Below are 16159 nucleotides of genomic sequence, written 5' to 3' on the forward strand. Positions count from 1 at the left end.
GGATCATGAAGATGATACCGAGCGCGGGCGGTACGACGAGCCCCAGACGCGCTGCGGCGCGCTGCTGATTCTCGAACTGGCCGCCCCAGCTGATCCGGTAACCCGAAGGCAGTTGGACCGCGGTCGCTACTTTCTGCTTGGCTTCCTCGACGAAACCGACCAGGTCGCGTCCGTCGACGTTGGCGATGACGACGCTGTAACGGCTGCCGAGCTCGCGATTGACCTGTACGGGGCCGGTGTCCCGTTGCAGCCGCGCAAGCGACTGCAACGGCACCGACTGGCCGTCGGGCGTCGCGATGTGCATCGCGGCGAACTCAGCGGGCGAAAGCCGCATGAGATCCGGGCCGCGCAGTACGATCGGGATGCGCCGCATGCCGTCGATGACGGTGCCCGCCCGCTGCCCCTCGATCTGCGCGCGCAACGCGTCCTGAACGTCTTCGACCGAGAGCCCGTAAGCGCCTGCGGCCAACCGGTCGACGACGACTCGCAGGTACTGCACGCCGTCGTTCTGCACGGTGTAGACGTCCTGGCTGCCGGCGACGGTTTTCATCGTCGCTTCAATCTTGGCGGCGATCGCATTGAGCGTGCCGAGATCGGGCCCGAACACCTTGATTGCGAGGTCGCCACGCACGCCGATGATCATTTCCGACACGCGCATGTCGATCGGCTGCGTGAAGCTGTAGCTGATGCCCGGCATCTGGTCGAGTACGGTGCGGACTTTCGCGGTGAGCGCGTCCTTGTCGGCCAGTTGCCATTCCGAGCGCGGCTTCAGCACGAGGAACGTGTCGGTCTGGTTCAGACCCATCGGATCCAGGCCGATTTCGTCCGAACCGGCGCGCGCGACGACGCCGGTGATCTCGGGGATGTTTTTCATCAGCGCCTGGTGGATTTTCAGATCAAGTGCTGCCGACTCCTCGAGGCTGACGGAGGGCAGCTTCTCGATGCCGACGATCATGTCGCCTTCGTCCATGGTCGGCAGAAACGTCTTGCCGACGCTCAGATAGACGAGCGACGCGCCCGCGAGCAGCGCGACCGCCACCGAATACACCAGCTTCTCGCGCTTCAGCGCAGCGGCGAGCAGCGGTTCGTATACGCGCAGCAGCTTGCGCACCAGCCACGGGTCGTCGTGTGACACGCGGGTCAGCAGGTACGACGCGATCACCGGAATGACGGTGAGCGACAGCAGGAGCGAACCGGCGAGCGCGAAGACGATCGTCATCGCCACGGGAACGAAGAACTTGCCTTCGAGATCCTGCAGCGTCAGCAGCGGCAGGAACACCGTCACGATGATCAGCACGCCGGCCGCGACCGGCGCGGCGACTTCGCGAACCGCCCGCATCACGATGTGCAGCCGGGGCAGTCGGCCCGCCGTCTTGTCCTCACCGAGATGCTGGACGACGTTCTCGACGACGACGACTGCGGCATCCACCAGCATGCCCAGAGCGATCGCGAGGCCGCCGAGACTCATGAGGTTGGCCGACATCCCGGTGAGCCGCATCGCGATGAACGTCCACAGCGCCGCCAGCGGAAGTACGACGGCGACCGTCACGGCGGCTCGCACGTTGCCGAGGAAGGCGCCGAGCAGGATCAGCACGAGCACTGTCGCTTCAAGCAGTGCGCGCGACACCGTGCCTACCGCTTTCTCGACGAGTTGGGCACGGTTGTAAAAGGGCTTGACAGTGACGCCTCGGGGCAACGTCGGCTGCAGTTCGTCCAGCTTGCGCGTGACACCCTCGACGACCTTCTGAGCGTTGGCGCCCGCGAGACCCAGCACGAGACCCTCGACAGCTTCCTCCTTGCCGTCCTTGGTGACCACACCGTAGCGCGTGACGCTGCCCATGCGTACGTCCGCGACGTCGCCGAGCCGCACCGGCACGCCGTCCTTGCGAGCCACTACGACCGCGCGGATGTCGTCCGCGGTCTTCAGGCTGCCCTCCGTGCGCACGAGCAGGACTTCGTCCCCTTCGCCGAGGCGGCCGGCGCCGTCGTTACGGTTGTTCTGCTCGATCGCCGTGCGCAGCGCAGCGGTCGAGAGGCCCATCGCGCTCAGGCGCGACAGGTTGGGCACGATCTCGAAGCTACGCACCTTGCCGCCGAGGGCGTTCACATCGGCCACGCCCGGCACGGTTCGCAGCGCGGGCCGGATGAGCCAGTCGAGTACCGTGCGACGCTCTTCCAGCGACATCGTCGGCGCCTCGACGGTGAACTGATACATTTCGCCGAGCGGCGTCGTGATCGGAGCCATGCCGCCCGAGAGTCCCGGCGGCAGGTCGCCCTGGATATTGGACAGACGCTCCGCGACTTGCTGGCGGGCCCAATAGATGTCGGTGCCGTCCTCGAAATCGACGGTCACGTCGACGATGCCGTACTTCGACACTGAACGCAGCATCTTCTGGCGCGGTATGCCGAGCATCTCGACCTCGATCGGCGCGGCGATGCGGCTCTCCACTTCCTCGGGCGTCATTCCCGGCGCTTTGAGGATGACCTTGACCTGCGTGCTCGACACGTCCGGAAACGCGTCGATTGGCAGATTACGGAACGAGTACCAGCCGAACCCCGCGAGCAATGCGGCGGCAAGCAGCACGAACAGGCGCTGCGAGAGCGCGAACTGAACGAGTCGCGTGAGCATCACTCGCCTCCGCCCTTGCCGAGCCACGCCGCTTTCAGCGCGATCACGGAGGATACGGCCACTTCCTGTCCGGATTTCAGGCCGCCCTGTACCCGAACCGACTGGCCCGCGCTCGAGACGACGTTGACGGGCGTCGCGACGAAGCCCCTGGCGCTGCGCAGGAACACGTAGGCCGCGTCGCCTTGGCGCGTGACCGCCTGCAGCGGCAGGGTCCATCCCGTCGCGGCTGGGAGCGGTGCGTTGACTTGCAGCGCTTCGCCCGGCCGAAGCTTGTCCATGCCCTTGGTGACGCGCGCCCGCACGGTCATCGTCTGACTCTCGCCGATCAGGCCGCCGGTGGACTGCGCCACGGCGGCGACGTCGCGGCCCACCGCGGTGAATTCGCTGCCGCGGGCAACGACAGCGCTCGCCGGCAACTGAATCTCGAGCCACATTTCCCGCATATCGGCGATCCGCGCGAGCGGATCGGCTTCCTTGACGCGCTGCCCGGGTTTCGCGTCCACGGTCGCGACGAGCCCCTCGCGCTTCGCTCTGACCACGAGTGCATCGTCCGGGCGGCCGCCCGATGCGACCCGCCGGATAACGGCCGACTCCGCGCCGGCCAGTCGCATGGCGGCCTCGGCCTGGCGGATGGCGGCCGTCGCGGTGCTGGCGGCCATCTGCGCCTCCTGGACGCGCCGCTCAGGGATGATGCCTTCGGCGAACAGCGCCTTTTCTCGATTCAGGGTCTGGTTTGTCAGACGCGCCTTCGACGCGGATTCCATCAGCTTGAGTTGCAGGTCGCCATACGACGGGCTGACCAGACGAAGCAGCGGCTGCCCGGTCTTCACGAACTCCTGTGGGCTGACCATGAGCTGGTCCACGATGCCGTCGACCGGGGCGCTGACCATGATGTCGAGATGAGGCGGTAGCACGGCGCGCGCCGGTGCCGCGAGACCGGGCGCGACACCCGGCGTGTCGAGCTTCTGTACGGTGACGCCGAGGGCTTTCATCTGCGATGGCGATACCGCGAATTCGGCGGCGGGCTCGGCGGCCAGACTGGGCACGCTGAGTCCCACGGACATCGCCGTGCATGACAGAGCGCGCAGCAATGCACGCCTCCTGAAAAATCGAGACATGAAAAACTCCGAAGGAATCAGTGCGTAATTCAGGAAAATTCGCGCAATACGGAAATTAGGTCAGCGACCACGTCCGGGGAGCCGAGTGCAGCGGCAGCGAGCAAGCGTGCCGTGTCGGCAAGCAACGCGTGGGCAAAGCCAATCCACTGCGCCACCAATGGCGTCGCAAGTGCGAGCGAGCGGTATCCGGATTGAGCACCACCGCATGGGGGCGGACGTGCTTCAACCGGAATCTGGTACTGGCGTGGGTGGATCCAGGTATAGCGATGGCACGCGCAGTCCTGAAGCCGCCGAACCGGATCAATCGAGAGGGGTGCGATTCGCGTGCGTTGCGGAAGCGGCGTCGAACTGCATGCCGCCATAGAGCACCTTGTTTCGCGCGATGGTCGAAGCGCTTGGCGGGTAGTCATTTCGGCTGTATGGCACCAATCCGTCGCGGTAGGCTTGAACGAGTTCGGCGCGAACCTGCTCGCGCGTTTTGCCCGGCGTGCCGGACGACGTTTGTGCGATTGCCGTCGATGCAAACACGAGTAGTGCCACTCCGGCCGTGAACGTTGCCCGCTTCATCACGCTGCTCCTCATCTTTCGTTCATGATTACGATGCGTGAAGTGTGGGGAGGGGCCGGTGCGCCAGGATGATTGCCTCATGACAAAAATGTCAGAAACGTCGATGCGTGTGGCGCACGTCTTGTCACGGATACGGCGGTGCTTCAGACTTGCATCTGCGTACAAAGCGCAAGGCGAAACACTGCAGCGAAGAGACGCACCTCCTTTCCCTCGGTGAGATCGCCGAACCCGTCGGGCCGACGCGCCCGGCAAAGTACACCACGCCTAATCGATACTCAACCCATTCGACCATCAGACGACGACGCCCGCTTTTCAGGCGACGCGCGGGTGGTGTATGTCAGGAATCCGGAACAGCAGAGCATGCGAATACTGATAGTGGAAGACGAACCCAGGACGGGCACTTATTTGCGCAAAGGCCTGACGGAAGCCAGTTATGTCGTCGACCTGGTCGAGGACGGTGTGACCGGCCTGCATCTGGCAAGCACCGAGGCGTACGATCTTGTCATTCTCGACGTCATGCTTCCCGGGCACGACGGCTGGACGGTCATGCAACAGTTGCGCCGCAGCCAGGCGACACCGGTCCTGTTTCTGACCGCACGCGACGACATCGACGATCGCGTGAAAGGGCTCGAACTGGGGGCGGACGACTACATGACCAAGCCGTTCGATTTCGTCGAACTGCTTGCCCGAATTCGCTCGATCCTGCGGCGCAGGCAGCCACACGGTTCGGCCGTGTTGCGGGTTGCGGATCTCGAGTTGGATCTGACGCGTCGCAAGGCGACCCGCCAGGGGACCACGGTTTCGCTGACCGCCAAGGAATTCTCGTTGCTCTGGTTGCTGATGCGACGCGAAGGCGAGATCCTGCCGCGCGCCACGATTGCGTCGCAGGTCTGGGACATGAACTTCAACAGCGATACCAATGTCGTGGATGCAGCCATCCGTCGTTTGCGCGCCAAGGTGGACGACGCATTCGAGCCCAAGTTGATCCACACGATTCGTGGCATGGGCTACGTACTGGAAGTGCCCGTGACGGACAGCGATCGATGATCTTTCGCGTCCTGTTTCGCACGCTGCGCGCCCGGCTGACGCTGTTTATCGTGCTATCGACGTCCGCCGTGCTGGCCGTGAGCGGGATCGCGCTTTATGGCGCACTGGGCAGCCGTATCGACAGCACCTATGCGCACGAAATGTCGGTGACGCTATCCGCTCTCCGGGCTCACCTGAACGAAATCGAATCGGTCGACGACATTCCGGCGCATGCCGGTATCTGGCTGGATCAACTGCACGGGCACCAGAACATGGATCTCGCGATATATGATCCGGCAGGGAGCCCGCTGTTCGTCACGTCGCGATTCGCGGCGTATTCGCCGCTGCTGCACACGCGGGCGACGGACAACCCCGAGAGCGTGACGCCGCCCGGTTCGGCGATCCAGTACCTTCGGGCGCGCGCACCGGTCGGCGGCGCACCCGCGTCCACGGTTCAGATCGTGATCCAGCGCGACGGTACGACGGATCAGGCGTTGCTGCGGGACTATGCGTACACGATTGTCCTGATCGAGATTCTGGGCGTGGCAGTCGCGGCCGTGCTTGCCTACGGCAGTGCGATGCTTGGCTTGAGTCCGCTGAGGCGGCTCGTGGCGCGTGCCGAGCAGATGTCGACGAGCCGCCTCGCGCATCCGCTGCCGGAACTCGATACGGCCGGCGAACTGAAGGAACTCGAGCATGCATTCAACGGCATGCTGATGCGGCTCAACGAATCGTTCATCCAGCTCAGCCAGTTTTCGTCGAACCTCGCGCACGACATGCGGACCCCGCTCACCAACCTGCTGACGCAGGCGCAGGTGGCGCTGTCCCGTCGCAGAAGCGCCGACGAATATCGCGACGTGATCGAATCGAGCATCGACGACTATCGGCGGCTGTCGCGCATGATCGACGACATGCTCTATCTCGCGCGCGCGGAAAACGCGCGGAGCAAGCTGTCGATGCGCACGCTCGATGCGGTCGAGGAGGCCACGCGCGTTGCGGGCTACTACGAACCGATGGCGGAAGAGGGCGGGGTGGAGATCAGGGTGGATGGCGCGGCATCGGTGTGGGCCGATACGCTGATGTACCAGCGCGCGCTCAGCAACCTGCTCAGCAACGCATTGGCGCACGCGCCACGTGGGACGGTGATCGACGTCGAATGCCGGCACACGGCAAACTCGACGACGATTTCCGTATCGGACCGCGGCCCCGGAATTGCGCCGCCGCACCTCGATCGTATCTTCGACCGTTTTTATCGTGCCGATCCGGCCCGGCACGATTCGGCGTCCGGCACGGGGCTCGGCCTCGCGATCGTCAGGTCGATCATGCATAACCATGGCGGCGAATGCGGCGTCGTGAGCGAGCCGCATGTGCGCACGACGTTCTGGTTGCGGTTTCCCGCGCACGCGAACTGATCGGGGCAGGCGGACGCCGGCGTGCCTGCTGCCGCGTCAACAACTCGAAACGGATCGCCGCGCGGGGCAGTCGCGCTGCATGCACCTGGGTTCGTGTCCGACCCGCTTGCCCGGCCGGAGCATTCCATTTAGTGTAATATCCTATCCAGGGGGATAGGAGTGGTGGCGGTATTGGGCGGTCGCCCATGTGAGTGGCTTGTTTGCTCTCGAATTCCTATTCACCACGCATCCGATAACGGGGGCTCCGTGACGATTCACGAATCGCATCCAGACATCATCAAGCGGCTGAAACGCGCCGAAGGGCACCTCAGAAGCGTCATCGCGATGCTCGAGGAGGCGCGCCCGTGCGTCGAGATCGCCCAGCAGTTGCAGGCGGTCGAGAGTGCGGTCGGCAACGCGAAGCGCGTGCTCGTGCATGACCACATCGACCATTGCCTCGATCACGCGATTCGAGCCGGTGAGCAGAGCGCCGACACTGCGATGAGCGAGCTGAAAGCCATTACCAAGTACCTGTAAGACGCGACCATGACGGAATTCTTCATGCATCTTCAGTTGCTATGCGCCGGCGTTCGAAGAGTTGTTCGGGCGTAATCCCGTACAGCGATCTGTTCGCGAATTGCAGTGATGATGCTGTCCAGCTCGGCAAGCTGCGCTTTGAGTTCGTGAGAGGAGTCGGGAGCGGGGAAAAGGTCTCAAGCGCTACCGTTTCATTAGGTATCCATGCGATTTGACATAAGTATATCTAACGATGTTTTGGGGCCAGAGTAAATGCGCCCTCAAAACGTCGCTTTACACGCCTGTGCGAGGGTCGGCCGCAGGCGTTTCGTCCACCGATCTGACACCATCCTTAGGCAATCGAAGACCGCGGTCGCCATCCTGACTTTCACTATGGTGGCGCCAAATTGGCGTCGCTACGCTTGAGCGCTCTCGTCATCGATGCGGAGCCGCTGATGGACCACTGGCGCTTAGCTTACCTCGGGATCCGTCAGGTGCCCCGCGAGCTCAGTGAATTCGAGCTCAGCACATTTTTCACGTATTCGAAGCGAGAGCGCACACGGATTGATTCGCGCAGGTCGGATCTGTATCGACTGGCGGTCGCACTTCACATCGGCTTTCTGCGTATGACGGGTCGATCGCTGGACTCGTACAAGCAGATTCCATCCGTTCTATGGCGCCATCTTGGACGACAGTTAAAGATCCAGCCGCCCGATATTGGGACACTGCGCTCCCTATACGACGGGAACCTCAAGACCTTATCTGATCATCAACGTTTCGCGCAGAGCGTCATCAATTTCCGGTCAATTGCCGAACACCAGCGTCGATACGTCATCCGCTGGCTGAAGGAGCAGCTTACGGGGCGCCCGGAACGCGGCCAGATACCGAATGATCTGAAGCGTTGGTTCTATGAACATCGGATCGTGATACCGCCCGACCGCATGCTCAGGCAGTTCATCGTCCAAGCGGTGCGCGATATCGAAACTTATCTGCACGAGGCGCTCGACCGAACCTACGGCATGGAAACGCTCGCGCGATGGGCACAAGTGCTGGCTCAGCCACACGGAGAGCATGCGAGCTTGCAGCGCTGGTTGTGGGCCGTTCCACTTCGTAACTCAACCGTTCAGATGAGCGAGGTGCTCGATAAAATCAACTTGCTCACAATGCACAACGTGGCGACGCGTTGGCCTGCCGAATGCAACGACGCCATAGTACGCCATTACGCCCGCCGCTGTGCCGGCCGGCCACCGTCGATCAGCAAGCGGATTGAGGCACAAAGCCGTCGGCTGGAAGCAGCCTGCTTCATGCGCTACTCTCTGTGCATGTCGACGGATCAAGTGCTCGAGATGCTTCGTCGGTGGGTTCTGAAAGTTGCCAATGACGCGTCGCACGAGGTCGACGCCATGCGGATGAACGCCGCTGATCAATTGCGGGAGTTCGCGCTTACCGTCAAAGCACTCGCCGGCGACGAATCGCTCTCGCGCGAGGCTCTCGGTAAAGAGCTTTGCGCGCTCGCGGACCAGGTTCTGCACCCCCATACACCAAGCCGTCGAAGCCAGATCAGGCAGTGCCTGTTGCGAAGGCGGTACTATGCTCGCAACCTGCTGGTACGAATCGCACAATTGCCGTTTGAGGCGGACGGTGCCCATCCAGTCATCGAAGCGCTTACGTTGTTGCGCAGCTTGTATCGGCGACACGCTTATCTTTTGCCCGACGGCGTGAACATTCGACTCGGGCGGGCGTGGCGCGAAGCAGTCGATGGCTACGATCGGTTCCGGGCGATGGTCGCGTTCGAGTGGGCCACCCTTTTTTCCCTGCGCGTCGCCCTGCGCAACGGCACAGTCTTCATTGGGCACAGCTTCTCGTTCCGCGGTCAATCGCACATGCTGATCGCAACGGATGAATGGCATGCCAAGCGAAATCATCATTACGGTCACCTCAGCCTGCCACAGGATCCGCGCGAGTTTCTCGAGCCGATCCTGGAACAGCTCGATCGTCGTCTCGTTACGCTGGACGACGCCGTAACGAATGGTTGGGTCCGCGTGGATACTGCGGTTCATCTAGAACCGCTGAGCGCGCAACCAACCGACACCCAAGCTGACCAACTCCGGCGGATGATTTTCGAAGCGCATCCACCCGGACAATTTCCAGAAATCATTCTCGAGATCGACAGCGCAACACGCTTTAGCTGGATCCTACTTGGACGCGAACCTCGTTCACGCGCCGAGCTGCTGATGGTGTATTCAGCGATCCTGGCGCATGGCACCTCGCTCAGCGCAGCGGAAATTTCGCGCATGGTCCCGGAAGTCTCGACAGCTGCGATCCGCCAGATGATGAAGCGACTCGCCGACGAGAGAATGCTACGGACTGCGGCCGACGCGGTCCTCGAATTCATGCATGAGCACCCGATCGCTGCCAATTGGGGGCGCGCTGACCTCGCGTCGTCCGACATGATGTCTTTGGAAACGACGCGGACGGTATGGCAAGCCCGCGCGGATCCTCGGCGTCGCACGGCCTCCATCGGGATGTACACGCATGTCCTCGATCGCTGGGGCGTATTTTACGATCAGCCCATCATCTTGAATGAGCGACAGGCCGGCGCCGCGATCGAAGGCGTTGTTCGGCGAAGTACGACCAACGACATTGCTCAGCTTGCTGTAGACACACATGGATACACTGATTTTTCGATGGGAATAGCTCGGGCACTCGGCTTCGATCTGTGCCCTCGCCTGTCCCATCTTCGCGACCGGCGCCTTCACGTTCCACGCAATCACGAAGTGCCTCCACAGCTTGCCGGGATTACGGACCGCGATGTTCGGCTGGGTCTGATCGCGGAGGTATGGGACGAATTCGTGAGAATTGCAGCTTCCATTCGCTCGGGAAAATGTACCGCAGTGGAAGCCATTTCGAGGTTCGGCTCATCCTCACGAGGCCAAGCAGTGTATGACGGGGGTGTTCACATCGGACGCTTATTCCGAAGCATCTTTCTGATCGACTACTTCACGAACTCCCCGTTCAGATCGGAACTGCAGCATGTCCTGAATCGCGGGGAAGCCGTACATACAGTGCAGCGCGCGATTCACGTGGGGAGGATCCCAGTTGAGCTGGCGCGACGCCACGAGTCGCTTACCGCCGTCTCGTCTGCGCTGACTTTGTTGACGAACATTCTCATGGCCTGGAACACCACTCATATGCAACGCGCCCTCGAGACCATCGAATCCAATCAAGGTGAGCCGGTGGCGGCGGAGCAACTTCGTCGGATCGCGCCGACGCATCTAGAAGGCATCAATCTGCGCGGAACGTTCATTTTCCCGGTCTCGTTGTACGCGGCAAGGATCCTTCCAAGCATCGTCAATGATCAACCAGGGGCTTCGTCCGGTCGACAAGCTTGACGACGACTCGATAGCGCATCTGCTCGAACTTGGTTCAGGGTCTACGGTGCCGTATCGCGACCGTCGGCGGGCATATTACGGACACACCACCCAGGGGAGTCAGTAATGCACTGATATATAAGGGAAATTATTTGGGGCCTCAAGGCGGAGCCTTGCCGGGCTTAGCGAGGTCTAACCGGAAAAACGCACGAAAATCAAAAGCACCCCTTGACGAGAGATCGCCATGTCGAATCGACGCGCACCTTCATCACGACGACACCAGCCGTCCGCACATGCGAAACTCGCCCGTACCTTGTTGCTGCCGATGCCTCGGCAGAAAGCAGAGGAACTCGCATTGCAGTATCACGCGGCATTCCAGGCGCTGCGCATGGGCCGCGGCTCGGCGCGCGGACTGGCTGTCCTACTGCAGCTGGTAGTGCTTTCGGGCTTCGTCGACGAAGCCCGAAAGCACGAGTTGCGCATGGAGGTCCTGGTTGCCACCGAACGCGGTATCAACGCCGCGCTCGAGCAGGGCAAAACTTGCGGCGTGTGGACACTGGATCCGCAGACGGATGAGCTCGTCGCGGCATTGATTGGGTGGCACGATGATCAACTGCGCGCGGCGCCGCTGGCGGTGTTCGCCGAGGCGCTCGAGCGGCTTGAACGGATGCGTGACGGCCGGTCCTACGACCGGCCACCGGCGCGCCGCAGTGGTACAGGATCCCGAATCCGTTGAATTGGATCGCCGCACCGGTGGCCGAATATTGCGAACCGTCCGCACCCCTGATATATATACAGTGCCTACGGCAATATCAGCCGCAATGCGGCGCGGAGACCAGAATGGATTATCTGATTCGAGTGGCCGGCTTTCGCGATCGCGAAGCTTTGACGCGGCCGACGTACGAGCTTGCCGGCAAGCACGCTGACCTGGTCCGGGCACCGCGGAGCCAAGCATGATCGCCGCGCCGATGCTCGAGCAGCGCGACACGATGGTTGCGCTCGGATGGACTGTGGTGAGCGACTACGGGTATTCGCATGCCAGCGGCTGGACGATTGGTGTCTGCCGCGTACACGACAAGTGGGTCGTCGAGCTATGGGATGGAAGATCTCTCCATGCCACCGTCGACTCACCGGTCGCGGCCGCTCGGCTTCATCGGGAAATCATCGCTGGAGCGAACTCGAACACTCGCGACGACGTCGACGATCAGCACGCGATTTCTAGCTGATGAGGTCGAGTGCCCGGCAGCGGCCGGGCGCAGCACGAAATTTTCTGCGGCGTTATTCCGTGTCCGGAATCAGAAACCGATTGCGGTTCTTCGCATTAACAATCCACTGCGGTGCCTTCCCACGTCCGCTCCAGGTGGCACCGGTCTTCGGATCACGATACTTCGGTGCGATAGGCGCGCGTGCGCGCGGCGCTGCAGAACGCCGACGACCGAAGAGTTGGTCGGGCGTGATGCCGAATTCGGCGATCTGTTCGCGCATCGTGGTGATGACGCTGTCAAGCTCAGCAAGCCGCGCTTCTTCGGCTTGCTGTGCCAGTGCATCTGCTTGGGCCTTCAGCTCGAGATAGGTAGCCATAAATGTGGAAGAGTTTCCTTTGAGAGATAGCTCAAGAGAGAGAGCAGTTCATTATATCCACGCGCCACATTGCAATGATGCTCCGAGGTTCCAATTCCATGATGCCCGCTCTATTCGAAAGCAATCCTAACGATTTTACATAACAGATACTAACGTCGGATTTGATTGATGGCGTCGTCGCTAGAATGGAACGTGCACTCTCGTGTCCTCAGCTGTTCAACTATCGGGTGTCGCCGACTTCATAGAAGCGAACTTCAACGTCAATGCCTCTCATCCCGACGACATTCCTCTGCAGGGCGTTCAGTATTCGTAATGGACGCGCCCGTTCAAATTGGAGTATTAAGGAACGGAATCTTCGGCGGCGCAAGCTGCCGCAGGATCGTCAAGTGAACATCCAGTTTGACCTTCTTCAGATGGTCGAGATTCATTTGACCGCCGACAATCAGGGCAGGCTCAAAGCCATACATCTCGTCCGGTTCAAGCGGTCCAAGGTTGCTTACAGCGCGCTTGAATAGCGGCTGCTTCGCGTCGTCCTTAAGGTCACATTCGCTTGGTGTCTTGGCACCGAAGAAAGTCTGTACACGAAAGTCTGGATTTTTCAGTGGTCCTTTTAAGTCCTTCTCCAAGGCAATAAGCGAATGCGTCGGGCATGACACCGTCAAGCTCGGCCCGGTCTTCTCGCCCCAAGCATACAACTTTCCGAACGCGGTCCGAGCGATGACGTGGTAGCTATCGACCTCTTCGAAGATCGTGTCCTCAAGCCACATATCCAGAACGTCTTCGTACTCGTCGGGATTCACGATCGAGAACAAGCCGTCCGCGTAGCTCGCCCACCCTTCTTCGGACCAGTATTTCAGAAGCTGAGCAGGCAGCTTCTTGTCGAATTTTCCGAAGCTGGCTTGAGGCACCTCGACGCGGCCCGTCGCCTCTCCAAAATTCTCGATAAACAACTCAAAATCTTCATCTCTCATCTCATTCCCTTTCCGCGACAAGGTTCTAGCTTGACGTTCATCAAGGCATCTCCCTTGCCGCTCGAAATGGCGTCCTTAGCACCTCCCTCTATCGTCGAGAGGCGATCGCCCTGATTCCAACTCCCACCGATCGAAGAGTTGACACTGGTGCTTCCCATGCGGGTCGGATCCGGGTTCGCCCAGCCGCCCGCAACCATATCTGGCTCATGCAGCGCTGCAAGCTTGCTTGCAACCGTATTCGCTCGCTCGGTCGCGGCACTCATGGCTTCCTTTGCGCCCATGCCCGAGCTTCTCAATGAATCGTATATGCTGCCTCGAACGTGATCAACAAATTCACTCCGCGTTGCCTCCTGCATCGCGTCGGCCAATGGGTTTCGGCCGACCGCCTTATATGCGTCTCGAGCGGCCTGGAACTCGTTGGCCGTCAAGCTATTGATCGCGTCCTGCTGACCTCGCAGCTGCTTAGCGTATTCTCGCAGATACTGGCGTTGTTCAGCTGCCGATAGCTTTTTAAAACCGCGTTTGTCGTAGGGATGGAAACAAGGTACCTTCTTCTCGGGCAACCGCTCTTTCGGTTTGACATGCACACCGGCGTCTTCTTCCGCCTTCCTTGGTACGTCCTCGCCCGGCTTCCTCGGTAACTCCCCCTCCGGCGTGTGCGGCGTTTCACCTTTCGGTACCGTAGGCGTCTCACCTGTGGGCGAATGCGGGGACCCCGCCTTTGGCGCGCCGGCAACGTCGGACCCCAACGCCTTCGCAGTTTGCCCTGCTTCCGACTCGACGACTGGAGCGAGCTTTGCGGTTCCGGCAAACTTGCCTGCGTCCGCAATCTTCGCACCTTCATTCACAACCTCAACCCCTCGCCCGACCTTCGCTACGGTCGCCACTCCTTTAACTTCACCACCGAAGGGAATAATTGCGGTAGCTAGGACACCCGCCTTCTCGGCATCAGTCGTGGCTGGCGCTACATCGCCTACGTGACCGAACTGCATCATCTTGTCTGCATCACTCGCCAGCTTGTTCGCCCTGCAAACATCGCCGGCCTGGTAAGCAGTCATTGCAGCGCGATTCATTTCATCTGCTTGAATTGCGATAGGCGTCACATTGCCGGTCTCATCGCCAGCGTACTTGCTTGCAGAGACCAATAGGTTCCACACATCCCCAGGGAAATTGACAATCCCCTTCCCGATGCCCTTTACAAACCCCGCGGGATCCTTGCCGGATGCGGCGTCTAGACGATTGAATGTATCTACCGCCGATGAGGTCGCGTCCTTAGTCTTTTGCCACCACGTTCGTTTATCGTTCGCTTCAGCTATCAGCGCTTGGAGTGCAGCGTTTGGTTGACAGGTCTTCGATTGAACCGGAATCGTCTCAGTGGTGATTTTTCCGGGGGCACCACCGTTACCCGACGCGTCGCAGTTAATCTTGCAAGCACTGCCGTCCCTCGCCACCTTCTGACCGTTGACAATTACATTGCTTTGACCGGACAGAATCTTGACGTAGCCACTGCCGAGCGACGTCCCGGAGACAATGTGCTGTCCCGCGTCTCCCAAGACGCCATGATGCAAATCGCCGACCCGGTAGACCGGCTTTCCAGCTGCGAAGACGTTAGGTGAGGCGGTCTGCTTGTTATTGATGATCGCATAGCTGTCGAAGGGAACAACGCTATTTCCGACCTTGCAAAAATCGGGCGAAGTGGTGAAAGCCTTCCAGCGATCTTCGTTGGCGATGTGTCGCGATGTGCTGTTGACGGTAGAGGAATTCGCTTGAGCTCCGTCCATTGGATCGCCGGCGCTCGATGAGGTCTGATCAGCCATGTGCGTGCTCCGGCATCGGATTCACGAACGCTGTCACGCCCAATCTCAGAAAATTGACGGGATCGGTCCGATCGAATCGTTCCCTCCATACCAGCGAGACTTGTCGTTCATCGAGATCAATAGCAACGGTATCCAGGTTGAGCGCACCGACCCGCCCTCCACCGTCCCAAGTCGTCATCGCCATCATGACGCGTAGCCTTGGCAGGCACATGGTCACTCGCCCTTCCGGCAGAAGCCCCGCCATGATGATTATCTCGTCACCGACCAGATAGCCCGGGTAGATCAAATCAGGCGGTGCACTCTGGTAAAAGCGGGGATTGAAATCATTGGGAACGTTTGGGTACGCCTCTGCGCGCCAACGATCATCGTACGTTCCAGCGTAGTCGATGCGCGGCGAGCACCAACGCGCAACTGGGCCAAAGCCCTGGGCAGCACATTGCTGCGACGGGTGTCGGACGGGCTGCATTGGGTCCTCAATTTGTGGTGCGGCAAGCACCTTGAGCTTGCCAATCTCGGCAGCAATCTGACTACGTGCATCCTTCGACAGCGTCTTCAACGCTTCGTCGTCTGGCAGCCAACCGCAACCCGCCGGGTTGTCGCGCTTGTAGACATACTCCACTGCGGCTACATCAGACTCACTTGCATACGTGCCACCAAAGGCCAATCGGTAGTCGAGAGGAACAGCTTTCGTTGGCGTGGCCCTGGTCAGACGCCAACCGAGCAGTCCTCGAACAAATTGTCGAGGCCCATGTAGCCGAAGGATCTTTTGCATCGACCCTACCTGCAATCCGGCCATCCACTCTGCTCTTATTTCGTCATGCGCGCTGCGAGCGGTGCCCGTCAGATAAACATCGGTGGCAGGCTTATAAAGTACCCGGTCACCCTCGCGCTTAAGCACCGCTTTCAACGGAGCGCTATCGACCTCGCCGTCAAATTCATCACCATCGATGATCGGTTTTTGCTCCGTCGCCAACGTAATAGGCTTACCATCCCGCGAGAAATCAAACGTGCCGCGCACGGCAAGCACGTCGTACGCTGCTCCACCCTCTCCGATTTTCTCGAACCAGGCGTACGGTAAACCACTGTCATTTGTGATTACAGCCATTGCGCCCCATCATGCAAAGAGTCAATTTCTCGAGCAAGCCCACGCTCCGCGACACCCATACTTCTTA

General features: G+C 60.6%; 13 protein-coding genes. 6 read left to right on the forward strand and 7 right to left on the reverse strand.

Annotation, left to right across the window (positions count from 1 at the left end):
* The 3 genes from FFS49_RS37655 to FFS49_RS37665 all read right to left on the reverse strand — a co-directional run.
* The coding region (locus FFS49_RS37655; protein WP_137951051.1) for a CusA/CzcA family heavy metal efflux RND transporter at window positions 1–2629 on the reverse strand (2629 nt) is incomplete at its 3' end.
* Entirely contained in the window at window positions 2629–3747 is a 1119-nt protein-coding gene (locus FFS49_RS37660; protein WP_249362363.1) for an efflux RND transporter periplasmic adaptor subunit, read from the reverse strand. The genes FFS49_RS37655 and FFS49_RS37660, both read right to left, overlap by 1 nt.
* 300 nt (window positions 3748–4047) lie before the next feature.
* Window positions 4048–4314, reverse strand: coding sequence for a DUF4148 domain-containing protein (locus FFS49_RS37665; RefSeq protein ID WP_137909973.1), 267 nt, complete (start codon window positions 4312–4314; stop codon window positions 4048–4050).
* Between the two features lie 360 nt (window positions 4315–4674).
* Between FFS49_RS37665 and irlR the strand changes: the two genes are divergently transcribed.
* The 6 genes from irlR to FFS49_RS37695 all read left to right on the forward strand — a co-directional run bounded on the left by irlR (window position 4675) and on the right by FFS49_RS37695 (window position 11844).
* Complete coding sequence (irlR, locus tag FFS49_RS37670) at window positions 4675–5361, forward strand: heavy metal response regulator transcription factor IrlR (protein ID WP_137909972.1); 687 nt, start codon at window positions 4675–4677, stop codon at window positions 5359–5361.
* Entirely contained in the window at window positions 5358–6752 is a 1395-nt protein-coding gene (locus FFS49_RS37675; protein WP_137909971.1) for a heavy metal sensor histidine kinase, read from the forward strand. The genes irlR and FFS49_RS37675 overlap by 4 nt, the downstream gene beginning before the upstream one ends.
* 246 nt (window positions 6753–6998) lie before the next feature.
* Complete coding sequence (locus FFS49_RS37680) at window positions 6999–7268, forward strand: metal-sensing transcriptional repressor (RefSeq protein WP_137909970.1); 270 nt, start codon at window positions 6999–7001, stop codon at window positions 7266–7268.
* A 434-nt stretch (window positions 7269–7702) separates the two neighbouring features.
* The gene (locus FFS49_RS37685; protein ID WP_137910022.1) at window positions 7703–10639 is read left to right on the forward strand and encodes a Tn3 family transposase; all 2937 of its coding nucleotides are present in this window, start codon (window positions 7703–7705) and stop codon (window positions 10637–10639) included.
* A 223-nt stretch (window positions 10640–10862) separates the two neighbouring features.
* Window positions 10863–11354 (forward strand): hypothetical protein, encoded by a 492-nt coding sequence (locus tag FFS49_RS37690; RefSeq protein WP_137909969.1) that lies wholly within the window; start codon window positions 10863–10865, stop codon window positions 11352–11354.
* Window positions 11355–11571: 217 nt separating this feature from the next.
* The gene (locus FFS49_RS37695; RefSeq protein ID WP_058904097.1) at window positions 11572–11844 is read left to right on the forward strand and encodes a hypothetical protein; all 273 of its coding nucleotides are present in this window, start codon (window positions 11572–11574) and stop codon (window positions 11842–11844) included.
* Window positions 11845–11896: 52 nt separating this feature from the next.
* On the opposite strand, the gene FFS49_RS37700 is transcribed toward FFS49_RS37695, so the two are convergent.
* The 4 genes from FFS49_RS37700 to FFS49_RS37715 form a co-directional block, all read right to left on the reverse strand.
* The gene (locus FFS49_RS37700) at window positions 11897–12199 is read right to left on the reverse strand and encodes an H-NS histone family protein (protein WP_058903993.1); all 303 of its coding nucleotides are present in this window, start codon (window positions 12197–12199) and stop codon (window positions 11897–11899) included.
* A 326-nt stretch (window positions 12200–12525) separates the two neighbouring features.
* Window positions 12526–13170 carry a GAD-like domain-containing protein gene (locus FFS49_RS37705; RefSeq protein ID WP_137909968.1) on the reverse strand — a complete coding sequence of 215 codons (645 nt, stop codon included), beginning with the start codon at window positions 13168–13170 and terminating at the stop codon, window positions 12526–12528.
* Window positions 13167–14987 carry a polymorphic toxin type 15 domain-containing protein gene (locus FFS49_RS37710; RefSeq protein ID WP_137909967.1) on the reverse strand — a complete coding sequence of 607 codons (1821 nt, stop codon included), beginning with the start codon at window positions 14985–14987 and terminating at the stop codon, window positions 13167–13169. The genes FFS49_RS37705 and FFS49_RS37710 overlap by 4 nt, the downstream gene beginning before the upstream one ends.
* A complete protein-coding gene (locus FFS49_RS37715; protein WP_137909966.1) occupies window positions 14980–16092 on the reverse strand; it encodes a DUF2169 domain-containing protein in 1113 nt (370 codons plus the stop codon). The genes FFS49_RS37710 and FFS49_RS37715 overlap by 8 nt, the downstream gene beginning before the upstream one ends.
* Window positions 16093–16159 lie beyond the last annotated feature (67 nt).

This window comes from Burkholderia sp. 4NA327C6 (assembly GCF_005502655.1).
GTDB lineage: Bacteria > Pseudomonadota > Gammaproteobacteria > Burkholderiales > Burkholderiaceae > Burkholderia > Burkholderia contaminans.

What these genes read in the sequence shown, in the direction of transcription:
- FFS49_RS37660 (WP_249362363.1), bottom strand. Translation starts at nt 3,747, where the DNA reads ATGTCTCGATTTTTCAGGAGGCGTGCATTGCTGCGCGCTCTGTCATGC.
- FFS49_RS37665 (WP_137909973.1), bottom strand. Translation starts at nt 4,314, where the DNA reads ATGAAGCGGGCAACGTTCACGGCCGGAGTGGCACTACTCGTGTTTGCA.
- irlR (WP_137909972.1), top strand. Translation starts at nt 4,675, where the DNA reads ATGCGAATACTGATAGTGGAAGACGAACCCAGGACGGGCACTTATTTG.
- FFS49_RS37675 (WP_137909971.1), top strand. Translation starts at nt 5,358, where the DNA reads ATGATCTTTCGCGTCCTGTTTCGCACGCTGCGCGCCCGGCTGACGCTG.
- FFS49_RS37685 (WP_137910022.1), top strand. Translation starts at nt 7,703, where the DNA reads ATGGACCACTGGCGCTTAGCTTACCTCGGGATCCGTCAGGTGCCCCGC.
- FFS49_RS37690 (WP_137909969.1), top strand. Translation starts at nt 10,863, where the DNA reads ATGTCGAATCGACGCGCACCTTCATCACGACGACACCAGCCGTCCGCA.
- FFS49_RS37695 (WP_058904097.1), top strand. Translation starts at nt 11,572, where the DNA reads ATGATCGCCGCGCCGATGCTCGAGCAGCGCGACACGATGGTTGCGCTC.
- FFS49_RS37700 (WP_058903993.1), bottom strand. Translation starts at nt 12,199, where the DNA reads ATGGCTACCTATCTCGAGCTGAAGGCCCAAGCAGATGCACTGGCACAG.
- FFS49_RS37705 (WP_137909968.1), bottom strand. Translation starts at nt 13,170, where the DNA reads ATGAGAGATGAAGATTTTGAGTTGTTTATCGAGAATTTTGGAGAGGCG.
- FFS49_RS37710 (WP_137909967.1), bottom strand. Translation starts at nt 14,987, where the DNA reads ATGGCTGATCAGACCTCATCGAGCGCCGGCGATCCAATGGACGGAGCT.
- FFS49_RS37715 (WP_137909966.1), bottom strand. Translation starts at nt 16,092, where the DNA reads ATGGCTGTAATCACAAATGACAGTGGTTTACCGTACGCCTGGTTCGAG.